Origin of the sequence: Kribbella jejuensis, from assembly GCF_006715085.1 — a bacterium.
Taxonomy (GTDB): domain Bacteria; phylum Actinomycetota; class Actinomycetes; order Propionibacteriales; family Kribbellaceae; genus Kribbella; species Kribbella jejuensis.
Map to the genome: position 1 here is coordinate 1625013 of NZ_VFMM01000001.1, position 14229 is coordinate 1639241.

Below are 14229 nucleotides of genomic sequence, written 5' to 3' on the forward strand. Positions count from 1 at the left end.
GTAGGGTCGAAGGCGTGACCAATACTGCGGTGATCGGTGCGGCGGACCAGGTTCTGACCGAGGAAGAAGTGACGGCGTTCATCGGAGACGCCCTCGCCGGCGCCGGGCTGGAGGGCCGTAGCGTCTGCGTGATCGTCCCGGACGCGACCCGCAGCTGCCCGCTGCCGCTGCTGCTCAAAGCGGTCACCCAAGCCCTGAAGGGCAGTCAGGTCACGATCTTGGTTGCCCTCGGCACCCATGCGGAGATGACGCCGGAGCAGCTCCGCAGCCACCTCGGCGACGACTACCCGAACGTGATCAACCACGAGTGGTGGAAGCCGGAAACGTTCGCCGACCTCGGCACGATCGGCGCGGACCGGATCGGCGAGATCTCCGACGAGATGCTCCGCGACGAAGTACCGGTACGGCTGAACAAGGCTGTCGTCGAGCACGACGTCGCGCTGGTGGTCGGGCCGGTGTTCCCGCACGAGGTGGTCGGGTTCTCCGGCGGCAACAAGTACTTCTTCCCGGGCGTCGCCGGCCAGGAGGTGATCGACTTCTCGCACTGGCTCGGCGCGTTGATCACCAGTTCCCACATCATCGGTACGCCGGGCATCACGCCGGTCCGGGCGCTGATCGACGAGGCCGCCGCGCTGATCCCGGCCGAGAAGCTCGCGTTGTCCGTGGTCGCCCAGTCCGGTACCGACAAGCTGCACGCGATCGCGTTCGGCGACACCGGCGAGTCGTGGCGCGCCGCCGCCGAGATCTCCGCGCAGACCCACGTCCGCTACCTCGACCACCCGGTGCAGCGCGTGGTCTCGGTGATGCCACCGAAGTACGCCGACATCTGGACCGCGGCGAAGGGGTTCTACAAACTCGAGCCGGTGGTCGCGGACGGCGGCGAGGTGATCCTGTACGCGCCGCACGTCACGCAACTCGCCGCGATGCACCCGGAGATCGAGCAGATCGGGTACCACTGCCGCGACTACTTCCTCGGCCAGTGGGACAAGTTCCGCGACCTGCACTGGGGCGTGCTCGCGCACTCCACGCACCTGCGCGGCGCGGGCACCTGGGACCCGGCCAGCGGCGAGCACCTGCGCGTCCAGGTCACGCTGGCGACCGCCATCCCCGAGGACGTCGTACTCGCGGCCAACCTCGGCTACCTCGACCCCGCGACCGTCGACCTGGCCGCGTACGAGGCCGACCCGGACACGTTCGTCGTACCCAACGCCGGCGAGACCCTGTACCGCCTCAAGGCCTAGCCGCTGCGCGTAACCCGCCGGTAACCTGAGCCGCTATGACAGACGTGGTCATCATCGGGTCCGGGTTCGCCGGGTTGTGCATGGGCATCAAGCTCAAGCAGGCGGGCTGCGAGGACTTCGTCATCCTGGAGAAGGCCGACGACCTCGGCGGCACCTGGCGGGACAACACGTATCCGGGCTGCGCCTGCGACATCCCGTCGTACCTCTACTCGTTCTCGTTCGAGCAGAACCCGCGCTGGACCCGGATGTTCGCGCCCTGGGACGAGATCCTCGCGTACCTGCGGCACTGCGCGGACAAGTACGGCATCGCCGACAAGATCCGGTACGGCGCCGAGGTGACCGAAGCAGTGTTCGACGAGGCGAGCGGGCGCTGGACCGTTACGGTCAACGGCGACGAGACGATCGACACCCAGGCGCTGGTGGCCGGCGTCGGCAGTCTGCACCGCCCGAAGCTACCGGACATCCCAGGGCTGGATTCCTTCGCCGGTACGACGTTCCACTCGGCGCAGTGGGATCACAGCCAGGACCTCCGCGGGCGGAACGTCGCGGTGATCGGGACAGGTGCGTCGGCGATCCAGTTCGTACCGCAGATCGCGCCGCAGGTCGCCCAACTCGACGTGTACCAGCGCACGCCACCGTGGGTGACGCCGAAGCCGGACCGCGCGATCGGCCGCTGGGAACGGAAGCTGCACGAACGTTTCCCGGCCGGCCAGCGCACGATCCGGAACGCGATCTACTGGGGTCTCGAGGGCCGCGGCGCGGGCTTCGCCGGGAACCCGAAGTTGATGAAAGGCCTGGAAATACAGGCGAAACGGCACCTGCACAAGCAGGTCACCGATCCGGAGCTGCGCGCGAAGCTCACGCCCGACTACCAGATCGGCTGCAAACGGATCCTGATCTCGAACGACTACTACCCGGCACTCGCCCGGCCGAACGTCAGCCTGGTCACCACGCCGATCGCGCGGATCACCCCGACCGGCGTCGTCACCACCGACGGCACCGAGCGCGCCTGCGACACGATCGTGCTCGGCACCGGCTTCGACGTCTCCGCGAACCTGACCCGGATGCCGATCCTCGGCAAGGACGGCATCGACCTCGCCGACCACTGGAAACGCAACGGCATCGGCGCCCACCTCGGCATCACGGTCGCCGGCTACCCGAACCTGTTCCTGCTCGTCGGCCCGAACACCCTCCTCGGCCACTCGTCAATGGTCTTCATGATCGAGGCCCAGGTCCGCTACGTCATGCAGGCCCTCCACCTCCTCCGCCGCCACAACGCGACGTACGTCGAAGTCCGCGAAGACATCCAGAACCGTTTCGTAGGCGACGTCCAATCCGAACTGAACACCACCGTCTGGCACTCAGGCTGCACCAGCTGGTACCTGGACACCTCCGGCCGCAACTCCACCATCTGGCCCGAATGGACCTTCACCTACTGGCGCCGCACCAAAAAACTCGATCCAGCAGCCTTCGCGATCGTCCACTAGGCAGGCTCGCGTCCATTAGGTGATCTCCCGGACTCCTGTAGTAGGAGTCCGGGGGTGCGGGTGTACGACCTTGGGATGAGCGGAAGACCGGTCCGGCGGCCGATGTCTGGGCGGGTCAGCTGAAGGACTCTTGAGGCATGGACATTCTTCAGATCGCAGGTGCCGCAGTCGTGGTGATCGGTATCGTGATCACCGCGCTGATCGCCATCATCCCGTCAGTCGTAGACCGCTAGAACTCAGTCGGCGGACAGATGGACCAGTAGGTCCTGCCGGGTCAGCACGCCCACCGGCTTGCCGTCGTCCAGGACCATCAGGGCGTCCCGACCCTCGAGCAGCTCGACCGCCTTGGTGACCGGTTCGCCGGCGCCCAGGGACGGCAGTGCCGGGTCCATGTGCTGCTCGACGATATCGGCCAGCCGCGCCTTGCCGGAGTACAGCGCGTCCATCAGCGTCCGCTCCGACACCGCGCCGGCCACCTCGGCCGCCATCACCGGCGGTTCGGCCCGGACCACAGGCATCTGGGACACGCCGTACTCGCGCAGGATCGCGACCGCCTCGGCGATCGTCTCGTGCGGGTGCGTGTGCACCAGCGGCGGCAGACTCCCGTCCTTGCCGGCCAGCACATCACCGAGCGTAGTGCCCTGCCGGGAGTGCGCGAGGAACCCGTACTGCGCGAGCCAGTCGTCGTTGAACACCTTCGTCAGGTAGCCGCGGCCACCGTCCGGCAGCAGTACGACGATCACCGCGTCCGGGTCGTCCACCTCGTGCGCGAGCCGGATCGCCGCCGCGGCCGCCATCCCGGCCGAACCGCCGACGAGCATCGCCTCCTCGCGGGCGAGCCGCCGGGTGAGCGCGAACGAGTCCGCGTCCGACACCTCGATCACCCGGTCGGCGATCTCCCGGTCGTACGTGTCCGGCCAGAAGTCCTCGCCGACGCCCTCGACCAGGTACGGCCGGCCGGTACCGCCGGAGTACACCGAACCCTCCGGGTCGGCGCCGATGATCTGCACGCGACCGTTCGACACCTCCTTGAGGTACTTCCCGGTGCCGCTGATCGTGCCACCGGTGCCGACACCCGCGACGAAGTGCGTGATCTTGCCGTCGGTCTGCTCCCACAACTCGGGACCCGTGGTCTCGTAGTGCGAGCGGGGGTTGTTCTGGTTCGCGTACTGGTTCGGCTTCCAGGCGCCCTCGATCTCGCGGACGAGGCGGTCGGAGACGTTGTAGTACGAGTCGGGGTGCTCGGGGGCGACCGCGGTCGGGCAGACGACCACCTCGGCGCCGTACGCCTTGAGCACATTGCGCTTGTCCTCGCTGACCTTGTCCGGGCAGACGAACACACACTTGTAGCCCTTCTGCTGGGCCACCATCGCGAGCCCGACACCGGTGTTGCCGGAGGTCGGCTCGACGATCGTGCCACCGGGCTTCAGCTCGCCCGAGGCCTCGGCGGCCTCGACCATCCGGACCGCGATCCGGTCCTTCACCGAGCCGCCCGGATTGAAGTACTCGACCTTCGCGAGGACGAGCGGCTTGGCACCGTCGGTTGTCTTGGTCAGCCTCACCAGCGGGGTGTTGCCGACGAGGTCCAGGAGTGATTCTGCGTAGCGCACGATCTTTACTGTAGTGATACGGACTGCTTTGCCCTATTTTCACTTGCGTCGGAGTAACAGCGTGTAATCCTTGACTCATGAGTAGAGCCAGGGCAGCCAAGAAGCTGGCCCAGGCCGCAGCCTTCGGGGGCGGGGGACTCGGACTCATCGGTGCCACGTTGTACGGCGTACTGACCGCAGAGGCCGAGTACGCGAAACGCGTGATCGGACCGATGCGCTACTACCCGACTCCGGGCAACGGTCTGTACGGCCGGCATCCGGGACATCCGATCACGTTCGCCATGCTCGGCGACTCCAGCGCCGCGGGGTACGGGACCGACTCGCCGGACGAGACGCCCGGGGTGCTGCTCGCCTCCGGGCTGTCCGACCTGGCCGAGCGGCCGGTGCGGCTCGTCGACGTGTCGAAGACCGGCGCGAAGTCGACCGACCTCGCGGCGCAGGTGGACACCGCGCTGCAGGCCGGGCCGCACATCGCGGTGATCCTGATCGGGGCGAACGACGTGAAGGCGAAGATGCCGCCGTCCACGTCGGTCCGGTTGCTGTCTGCCGCGGTCCGCCGCTTGCGCGCCGCCAACTGCGAGGTGGTGGTCGGTACCTGTCCGGACCTGGGCGTGGTCCGGCCGATCGTGCCGCCGCTGCGGTGGGTCGCCCGGTCCTGGAGCCACCGGCTGGCCGCCGCGCAGACCATCGCGGTCGTCGAAGCAGGCGGCCGTTCGGTGTCTCTGGGCTCACTGCTCGGCGAGGTGTTCCGGACCAACCCGTCGATGTGGGGCCGGGACAACTTCCACCCGTCCGCGACCGGGTACGCCGCTGCCTCCGCGGCGCTGCTGCCGTCGGTCGCGGCCGCGATGGGGATCGGGTCGGACTCGTTCGTACACCCGGAACCGTTCCGCGGCGAAGCGATCCTCCCGGTCGCGCAGGCCGCCGTACAAGCAGCTCGCCGTCCCGGCACCGAGGTCGCCGCCACCGAAGTCGCCGGCCGCGAACGCGGCCCCCGCGGCCGCTGGGCCGCCCTCCGGCACCGCCGCCGCCATCCCAAGGCCGAGGTCGAACGCGTCGAGGAACCGTTCTCGGAAAACCCGGAAAGCGTGCCGGTCGGCCATTGAGGTCGCGCGCGGGACCTCTCTAGTTGTTGGACTTGTGCGTCCGCTGAGCGGGGACTTTCATGTCGGGAGTCTTGCCTCCGGGCAGCCGGGTGGTGCACAGTCGATAACTACGCGGTACCCCGATGACGGGAGGCGAAGATGGGCTTGAACCACTCCGAGGAGACGCATCAGCGTTTGGTGGAGGCCGTGCCCAGATGCACCGGACGCGCAATGACCGAGTGGTTCCAGCTGATGAACGACGGACCGTCGTTCCTGCGCTTCGACGACAGAGTGAGATGGCTTGCCGGCGAGTACGCACTCGCGCACGGGCACGCGACCGCCATCGTCCACGAGTACGACCTGGTCAAGGCGCACCGGCGAATGGGCTGAGCCGCATCCGAAGGAGAAGACTCGAAGACCTGCCCTTTCAGGTGGAGGGGCAGGTCTTTCGCGTTCTGATCAGGACCTCGTTTCCTTCCGGATCGGACACCAGGCCGACGTTTTCCCCGGTGAGCTCGAAGTGGATCCGGTTGCGTTGCGAGCGCGGCTGTTCCAACTGCTGAAAGAAGAGCACGGGATTCAGCCCGCGTGGATCGTGGATGTCGTTGACGCCGGGCCTCGGATCCTCTTCGTAGCCGAGCAGTTCGGTCCAGAACGTCCGTACGGCTGGAATGTCGAGCGCGTCGATGCCGAACTGCACGAACCGCAACGGAGCCGGATCGGCTTCCAGCCCGAAATCCTTGGCCGCACCCTCAATCTGCTGGGCGAGCGCGACGAACCTCGGATCTGCGCCGCCGTGCTCGTCCTCCCAGGCGTCCTTGGCGCTGGCGATCGTCACACCTTCGTGGCGTACGTCGAGCTGCAGCGGAATGCCGGCGTCATCGGCCAGCTCAGCCACGGCGATCACGAACCGCGCCGGCGCGTTCGGGTAGAAGACCATCGCGCTGAACAACGCGTACCAGTCGGTGGTTCCCGCCAACAGCTCGCCCGGCACCAGGTCCACCTCGTTGCCTTCGCTGTCGGCCAACATCACTCCGAACGGTCCTGACGGCTCCCGTCCGGCCCGCGCTTGGACGACTTGCTCCTCCGGGCGAACGACGTCGACATGGATCCGGTTCCGCAGCGGCCGAGGCTCGTCGAGACGCCGTACGGAAAACGTCGGATGTCGCCGGAGGGTGTCCTCGCCGAGCACTCCGTCCCAGAAGGCCTGGACGGCGACCGGGTCGGCCGCCTCGATCACCACGTCGAGCGTCTGGAGTTCCCCGCGGGTCAGCCCGAGCTTGCGAGCGGCCTCCGCAACGGCCGGGTCGTCCGCCCACACCCGCACACCGCTTGCCCGTACGTCGACATCCCCGGCAACGGCTGCCGCCAAAGCGGCACCGGCCGCGTGCGAGGGCGCGTCGTACCAAGCAGTCACCGAGGCAGCCGCCGGAGCAGTCGTCGTCGCTGTCGTCATGCGAACCACGGTAGAACCGGAACCGGACGACCCCCGTCCGGAACCGCAGGTCGCGCCGCCGGAATTCCTCAGCCCGGCGGATGCACAATGGCGCTCTCGGGAAAGGAGCTGCGGGTGAGTTTCACCATGCTGGCGGTGGTTGTCGCGGTCGGTTTGGCGGGACCCGTACTGGCGCTGCGGCAGGGCTGGCACATCCCGGTCGTGCTCGGCGAGCTGATCGCCGGGGTGATTCTCGGGAAAACCGGGATCGGGTACCTGACCGCCTCTGACCCCCGGTTCACGTTTCTCGCGGACATCGGGTTCGGACTGGTGATGTTCGTAGCCGGCACCCACGTTCCGGTGCGAGACGACAGCCTGCGGCGGGCGATCCGGCCGGGCCTGCTGCGCGCAGTGATCACGGGCGCCCTGGCGACCGCCCTCGCGTATGCGCTCAACGCCGTCTTCGACACCGGCCACATCGCCTTGTACGCCGTACTCATGGCCTCGTCCTCGGCCGCGCTGATCCTGCCGATCGTCGACTCGCTCGGTCTCGGTGGGCGTTCCGTGGTGGAGCTCCTGCCCCAGGTGGCGATCGCCGACGCCGCCTGCATCGTCGCGCTACCGCTCGCGATCGACCCACCGCATGCGGGCCGCGCGGCGCTGGGTGCGCTCGCGGTCATCGCGGCTGGGGTGATCGTGTTCTTCCTGCTGAACAAGGCGGAGAAGTCCGGCGTACGGCGTCGGGTGCACGACGTGTCCGAGGACCGCCGGTTCGCGGTGGAGCTGCGGATCAGCTTAATGGTGCTGTTCGCGCTGGCGGGGCTGGCGACCGCGACGCACGTGTCGATCATGCTGGCCGGGTTCGTGCTCGGCCTCGCGGTGGCGGCGGTCGGTGAGCCGCGGCGGCTGGCGCGACAACTGTTCGCTCTCACGGAAGGTTTCCTCGGGCCGGTGTTCTTCGTCTGGCTCGGGGCGTCGCTCGACCTGCGGGAGCTGGGCACGAAGCCCGAGTTCATCGGTCTCGGCGCGGCGCTCGGCATCGGCGCGGTGATCAGCCACTTGTCCGGCCGGCTGACCGGCCAGCCGCTCAGCATCGGCGCGCTGGCGTCGGCGCAGCTCGGCGTACCGGTGGCCGCGGCCACGGTCGGTACGTCGCTGCACGTCCTCCAACCGGGTGAACCGTCGGCGTTGCTCCTCGGCGCGCTGATCACGATCGCGGTCAGCACCGTCGCGGGCGGGATCGCCGTACGACGCGGCCTGGTGGCGGAGAAGGCGGCGGCGAAATGACCGGCTCGCCCGCGGCGCAGACGGCGGCGTACGAGAAGTGGCTGGCGTCGCGGATTCCCGTCGTACCGGAGGATCTGGCCGTCAAACACAAGGAACTCGCGGCGGATCCGCTGCGCTTCCTGCGCGGGACGTACTACCTCTGGCTCGAGCGCGTCGCCGTACTCGCCCCGTCCGTGCTCGAGGGTCCGCAGGTGCCGGCCGTCGGCGATCTGCACGTACAGAACTTCGGGACGTGGCTCGACCACCGCGGCGTCCGGCGCTGGGGTGTGAACGATCTCGACGAGCTGGCGTGGGGGCCGCCTGCGATCGATCTGCTCCGGCTCGCGGTCTCCGCGGTACTGACGCCGGAGGTGGCGATCAGCCCGAAGCGGATCTGCCGGGTCGTTCTCGACGGCTGGCTGTCCGCCAAGCCGGGCCGGGCAGTGGATCTCGCCTCACCGCAGGCCAAGCACCTGCGGGCACTCGTCCCGAAGCCGGTAAGCGCCGAGCGGTACTACGGCAAGCTCAAGGACGGCCCGCCCGCGGATCCGTCCGTCCTCCCGGCTGCCGTACGGAAGGCCGTCGACGTCCCCGATCCGTCCTGGCATCGGCGTCTCGCCGGGACCGGGTCGCTCGGTCATCCGCGGCTGGTCGCGGTCGGTCGCGAGCTCGCGCGCGAGGTGAAGGTCGTCGGGCCGCCGACCGTCGAGTTCGTGGACGTCGGGTTGCAGCCGGACGAGCTGCTGTACGGGCGGATCCTGAGCACCGTCCGCGGGCCGGATCCGATGCGCCGGATCTCCGGCTGGCAGTTGCGTGCGCTCTCGCCGGACGTGGAGCGGATCACGATCGAGTCGCTACGCCCGCGGGACGTGGAACTCGTCCTGACGTCGATGGCGCGCGCGGCTGCCGACGTACATGGCGCTGTTCCGCATCACCTGAAGGACGCGCGGCTGTACGTCGAGACGCTGCCGGCCGGCTGGTTGGTGGGGGCGACGGAGCGGTTGACCGAGGACGTGAAGGCTCAGTACAAGCAGTACGCCGGCAGGTGAGAACGCCGGAAGGGCCGGCCCACCTGGACCGGCCCTTTCGTTGACCTGCTGGATCAGTCGCCGCCGCGGAGGATGGCGAGGATGCGCAGGATGTTCCAGTACAGCCAGACGAGCGTGACGGTCAGCGCGAACGCCGCGCGCCAGGCCTCGTTCTGCGGGGCGCCCTGGCGGATGCCCTGCTCGACCAGGTCGAAGTCGAGGATCAGGTTGAACACCGCGAGACCCGCACCGATCGCGGCGAACAGCAGACCCATCGGGCCGAAGCCGCCGATGCCGGTGCTGACACCGAACAGGCTGAGGATCAGGTTGATCACCAGCACGCCGGCGAAACCCATCGTGCCGATCACGACCATCCGGGTGAACTTCGGCGTCACCTTGATCGCGAAGTACTTGTACGTCGCCAGCGTGAGGCCGGCCGTCACCATCGTGGCCAGCACGGCCTGCACGATGATGCCGGGATCACCGACCCAGTGGGCGATGAACTTGCTGCCGATTCCGAGGAACACGCCCTCGGCGACGGCGTACACCATCAAGAGCGCCGGGTTCACCTTGCGGGAGAACGACAGCACCATGGCGATCGCGAACGCGACCAGCGCACCGGCGAGGAACGCCGGGGTGACGAGTGCCGCCGGGACCGTCCACCACGCGACCGCGGCGGACGCCACGACCACGGCAAGGGTGATCGCGGTCTTCACGATCACGTCGTCGAGTGTCATGGGCCGGCTCGCGGCGGGGGCCTGCGGCGGCATACCGCCGTATCCGTAGGGAGCCGGCTGACCGTACGGAGCCGCGCCCGGATAGGCCTGCCCGTGGCCAGGCGCAAACGCATCCGACCGGTTCAGCACCGGGTTACTGCTCTGCATCTCTCCTCCTGATGACCCACATCCGGGGCCGTATCGAGATACTACGACCCCTTCCTGAACACAATCTGAGAATCACCCCTGATGTTTCCCAACCGAAACCCCCTGAAATACCACGGATTTGTATCGGGTATTGATGGAATTTTGTGCAGGGATCAGACGTGTGGGTCGACGGGTTCTCGGGTGGTGAGGGCGGCGCCTACCTGGTCGGCGAGGGCTACGGCTACCAGGCGTTGTTCGAGGTCTGGGCGGGCGATGCGGGTGGCGGCGGTGAGGAGGAAACGGCCGCGGACCTCGCCGGCGTGCTGGACGGTCAGCTCGATCTCGGCGTTCGTCGGCAGGCCGTCGCGATCCACCTTCAGCACGTGGGCTCCACGAGTGACCGATCCGTCCGGGTTCAGCCGCGGTCCGCCGCCACGATTGCTGCCGGCAACGAACTTGACGTGATCGATGCCCAGTACGGCGACGAGTTCGGCACGGACCTGTTCGATCAGGTCGTCGGCGGAGGCACCGGCGGCGACCGCCTGGGAGGTGGTGATGACGCCGTCCAGGTAACCGCGCCGGCGCGACGCCTCCGCTTGTTGCCCGCGGCCCCAGATCGCGATCTCGGTGACCGCGATCCCGATCAGCAGCAGCAGTACGGCCTGTTCGACGTCGTTGCTGTTGTCGATCGAGAAACTGTCGTACGGAACGGTCAGGAAGAAGTCGAACCAGATCGCGCTCGACACCGCCGCGAGCACCCCGGCGAGCCGGATCCCGAACACCGCGACCGCGACGATCACGACCACCAGCACCAACGCGGCGTTCGCATTGTCGAAGTGCTCCCGAAACGGAATCAACAACCCACAAACCGCCGGCGGAGCCAGCAACGAAGCAGTCAAGACCGGAGCCCGGTAGTTCTCCACTCCCCTATTGACGCCCATCAACTGCACCAGATCAACAGTTCTCACAGGAGTCTGCTAACGCTAGCGTGATTGCCATGCCGGAGATCGCCCGTACCCGCCCCGCCGAGGACGCCGATGAGCGCGGCACGGTGACCGGCCTGCTCGACTTCCTGCGGGCGACCGTCGAGCTGAAACTGAGCGGTCTCACCGAAGAGCAGGCGTTCGCGCGGCCGGTACACCCGTCGGCGCTCACCCCGGGCGGGATCATCAAGCATCTGACGGGGGTGGAGCGGTTCTGGTTCGCGATCGACTTCGCCGGCCTGGACGTCGAGTGGCCGTGGAGCGACGAGAACCCGCATGGCTGCTTCCCGATCGAACCCGGCGACACGGTCGACGGACTGCTCACGGCGTACCGAGCCGAATGTGCACGCTCTCGCGAGATCACTGCGGCGGCGTCACTGGACGACCAGGCACGGTCGGAGGGAATGGAGTGCACCCTGAGATACGCCGTCGTTCACCTGATCGAGGAAACAGCCCGTCACGTCGGCCACCTCGACCTGCTCCGCGAATCCACCGACGGCCTCGTCGGCGAATAAGGCGAATAACCGGTGGCCGCGCGCCGGGCGGCTGCGTAGGTTGCCGAACATGTACCGACTCCGGCCCGCAAAGCCGTCCGACGCCGAGTTGCTCGCTGACGTGACGCTGGCAGCGACCCGCGCCCAGGGGCGCCTCGCGCCGGACTTCGACGAGCTCGCCTGGCGCAATGGTTTCGTCGAGTGGACGCTCGAGTCGATCGCGGATCCGGCGACGGACCTGTACGTCGTCGAGGTGGGAGACCGTCCTGCCGGGCGATTACGTGTCAGCCGCACGCCGGACGCCGTCGAACTGAACGGCATCCAACTGCACCCCGACATCCAGAACCACGGCATCGGTACGGCGATCCTCAACGCCCTGCAGGACGAGGCGACCCGACGCGGCGTACCCCTGCAGCTGAGGGTCGAACGCGACAATCCGAACGCCCGCCGCCTCTACGACCGCCTCGGCTTCACCAGAACCGCCGAGGCCGACACCGAGGACGTCCTCCAATGGACCAAAGGCGTCGAGCAGAACCGTCTTTGGAACGCAGAGGTCGCCGAGAAGTACGACACGCCGGGTACTGGGATGTTCGCGCCGGAGGTGATCGAGCCGACCGTCGACCGGCTGGCGGAGCTGGCGGCGGGTGGGCGCGCGCTCGAGTTCGCGATCGGCACCGGGCGGGTCGGGATACCGCTGTCCAAGAGGATCCCGGTCAGCGGTATCGAGCTCTCGACCGCAATGATCGACCAGCTACGCACCAAGGACGAGACGATTCCCGTCGTCGTCGGGGACATGGCCAGCGCGCAGGCGCCGGGCGAGTTCTCGCTCGTCTACCTGGTCTTCAACACCATCTCCAACCTGCTCACCCAAGAGGAGCAGGTCGCCTGCTTTCGGAACGCGGCCCGGCACCTCTCCCCCGGCGGCCGCTTCGTCATCGAACTCTGGGTCCCCGAACTCCGCCGCCTCCCACCCGGTATCCCGGCTACGGTCGGCGTCGCCGAACCCGGCTACATCCTCCTGGACACGTACGACGTACTGAATCAGCACGTCGTCTCCCACCACTTCCACTTCGGCGAGGGCACCGAGGCGCAACTCGGCCGTACGCCGCACCGCTACATCTGGCCCGCCGAACTGGACCTCATGGCCCAAATCGCCGGGTTCACCCGCGAATCACGGCACGCGGACTGGTCCGGAGACCGTTCACCGCCGAATCACCCTCCCACGTAACCGTTTACCGCCTCGCCTGACGGGTTGCGGAGGTCCCTCGGGTGGGGGATGTTCGGTGGGTGAGATCACCCGGCAGAGGGTTTGTGAAATCTTTCACGAGCCCTTAGCGTTGAAGTGGACATGAAGTCGGAGATCCGCTCAGGGAGAGTGAACCGCATGACAGCCCAGGTGCCGCACATCCTCGTCGTCGGGGGCGGCTACGTCGGGATGTACACCGCGTACGGCCTGCGCCGGGCCGCCCGTCAGGGCCGGATCCGGGTGACAGTGGTCGACCCGCGGTCGGTGATGACCTACCAGCCGTTCCTGCCGGAAGCCGCGGCCGGATCGGTGGAGCCGCGGCACGTCGTGGTGCCGCTGCGTAAGACCCTCAAGGGCTGCCGCGTGGTGACCGGCCGGGTGACCGGTATCGACCACGCCAACAAGGTGGCCCGCGTGATGCCCGAAGAGGGTCCGGAGTACGAGCTCGCCTACGACCAGATCGTGGTCGCGCTCGGCTCGATCGCCCGTACGCTGCCCATCCCCGGCCTGGCCGAGGAAGCGACCGGGTTCAAGAACGTCGAAGAGGCCATTGCCCTGCGCAACAAGGTCCTGGACCGGCTGGACGTTGCCTCGTCCCAGCCCGACCCGGCGCTGCGCAAGTCTGCGCTCACCTTCGTCTTCGTCGGCGGCGGGTACGCCGGTGTGGAGGCGTTCGCCGAGCTCGAGGACATGGCCCGCTACGCCACCCGGTACTACGACAACATCAAGCCCGAGGACATGCGCTGGGTGCTCGTCGAGGCCACCGGGCGGATCCTGCCCGAGGTCGGTGACGATCTCGGCAAGTACACCGTGAACGAGCTCCGCAAGCGGAACATGGACATCAAGCTGGAGACCCGGCTGGAGTCCTGCGAGAAGGGTCACGTGATCCTCAGTGACGGCGACGAGTTCGACGCCGACACGATCGTCTGGACGGCCGGTGTGAAGGCCAACCCGGCACTCGCCGCGACGGACTTCCCGCTGGACGAGAAGGGCCGGATCAAGACGCTGCCGAACCTGCGGATCGAGGGCGTCGACGACGCCTGGACCGCCGGCGACAACGCCGCCGTACCGGACCTGACCAGCGAGACCGGCGCGTTCTGCGCCCCGAACGCGCAGCACGCGGTCCGGCAGGCGCACCGGCTGGCCGCGAACATCCTCCGGGTCGTCGACGGGCAGCCGCCGCAGGACTACAAGCACAAGTACGTCGGCTCGGTCGCGAGCCTCGGCCTGCACAAGGGCGTCGCCCAGCTGTACGGCGTGAAGGTGAAGGGCTGGCTCGCCTGGTTCCTGCACCGGACGTACCACGTGTCCCGCGTGCCTACCCTGAACCGGAAGGCCCGCGTGATCCTGGACTGGACGCTGGCGCTGTTCTTCCGGCGCGAGGTGACCAGCCTGGGCAGCCTGCAGACCCCGAACGAGGAGTTCCACCGGGCCATTCGGTCCTAGGGCAGTCGTAGCAACACACCTGATCGGCCGGGCCTCCAACTCGCC

General features: G+C 68.0%; 13 protein-coding genes. 9 read left to right on the forward strand and 4 right to left on the reverse strand.

Annotated elements, in window-relative coordinates; genetic code table 11:
• Positions 1-14: 14 nt before the first annotated feature.
• The gene (locus FB475_RS07925; protein ID WP_202878280.1) at positions 15-1241 is read left to right on the forward strand and encodes a lactate racemase domain-containing protein; all 1227 of its coding nucleotides are present in this window, start codon (positions 15-17) and stop codon (positions 1239-1241) included.
• Between the two features lie 35 nt (positions 1242-1276).
• On the forward strand, positions 1277-2728 hold the full coding sequence (locus FB475_RS07930; protein WP_141853942.1) for a flavin-containing monooxygenase: 1452 nt from the start codon (positions 1277-1279) through the stop codon (positions 2726-2728).
• A gap of 236 nt (positions 2729-2964) precedes the next feature.
• Here the strand turns inward: FB475_RS07930 and FB475_RS07935 are convergent, their stop codons facing one another.
• Entirely contained in the window at positions 2965-4338 is a 1374-nt protein-coding gene (locus tag FB475_RS07935; protein ID WP_141853944.1) for a cystathionine beta-synthase, read from the reverse strand.
• A gap of 77 nt (positions 4339-4415) precedes the next feature.
• Here FB475_RS07935 and FB475_RS07940 point away from each other — a divergent pair, with 77 nt between their 5' ends.
• Together FB475_RS07940 and FB475_RS07945 are read left to right on the forward strand one after the other, a co-directional pair.
• Positions 4416-5444, forward strand: a complete 1029-nt coding sequence (locus FB475_RS07940; protein ID WP_141853946.1) for an SGNH/GDSL hydrolase family protein — start codon at positions 4416-4418, stop codon at positions 5442-5444.
• A gap of 138 nt (positions 5445-5582) precedes the next feature.
• Entirely contained in the window at positions 5583-5813 is a 231-nt protein-coding gene (locus FB475_RS07945) for a DUF4287 domain-containing protein (RefSeq protein WP_141853948.1), read from the forward strand.
• A gap of 37 nt (positions 5814-5850) precedes the next feature.
• Here FB475_RS07945 and FB475_RS07950 read toward each other — a convergent pair whose 3' ends face one another.
• Positions 5851-6879: a VOC family protein gene (locus FB475_RS07950; protein WP_141853950.1), complete on the reverse strand. Its 1029-nt coding sequence runs from the start codon at positions 6877-6879 to the stop codon at positions 5851-5853.
• Positions 6880-6993: 114 nt separating this feature from the next.
• Between FB475_RS07950 and FB475_RS07955 the strand changes: the two genes are divergently transcribed.
• Positions 6994-8145 (forward strand): cation:proton antiporter, encoded by a 1152-nt coding sequence (locus tag FB475_RS07955; RefSeq protein WP_141853952.1) that lies wholly within the window; start codon positions 6994-6996, stop codon positions 8143-8145.
• A complete protein-coding gene (locus FB475_RS07960; protein WP_141853954.1) occupies positions 8142-9173 on the forward strand; it encodes a DUF2252 family protein in 1032 nt (343 codons plus the stop codon). Before FB475_RS07955 ends, FB475_RS07960 begins: the two co-directional genes overlap by 4 nt.
• Positions 9174-9226: 53 nt before the next feature.
• Here the strand turns inward: FB475_RS07960 and FB475_RS07965 are convergent, their stop codons facing one another.
• Complete coding sequence (locus FB475_RS07965; RefSeq protein WP_141853956.1) at positions 9227-10036, reverse strand: Bax inhibitor-1/YccA family protein; 810 nt, start codon at positions 10034-10036, stop codon at positions 9227-9229.
• A 152-nt stretch (positions 10037-10188) separates the two neighbouring features.
• Positions 10189-10983 carry a DUF4118 domain-containing protein gene (locus FB475_RS07970; RefSeq protein WP_238332025.1) on the reverse strand — a complete coding sequence of 265 codons (795 nt, stop codon included), beginning with the start codon at positions 10981-10983 and terminating at the stop codon, positions 10189-10191.
• A gap of 29 nt (positions 10984-11012) precedes the next feature.
• On the opposite strand from FB475_RS07970, the gene FB475_RS07975 reads away from it, so the two are divergent.
• From FB475_RS07975 to FB475_RS07990, 3 genes are all read left to right on the forward strand, one after another.
• The gene (locus FB475_RS07975; protein ID WP_141853958.1) at positions 11013-11513 is read left to right on the forward strand and encodes a DinB family protein; all 501 of its coding nucleotides are present in this window, start codon (positions 11013-11015) and stop codon (positions 11511-11513) included.
• A 49-nt stretch (positions 11514-11562) separates the two neighbouring features.
• Positions 11563-12720, forward strand: coding sequence for a bifunctional GNAT family N-acetyltransferase/class I SAM-dependent methyltransferase (locus tag FB475_RS37465; protein ID WP_238332026.1), 1158 nt, complete (start codon positions 11563-11565; stop codon positions 12718-12720).
• A gap of 156 nt (positions 12721-12876) precedes the next feature.
• A complete protein-coding gene (locus FB475_RS07990) occupies positions 12877-14184 on the forward strand; it encodes an NAD(P)/FAD-dependent oxidoreductase (RefSeq protein ID WP_141853960.1) in 1308 nt (435 codons plus the stop codon).
• Positions 14185-14229 lie beyond the last annotated feature (45 nt).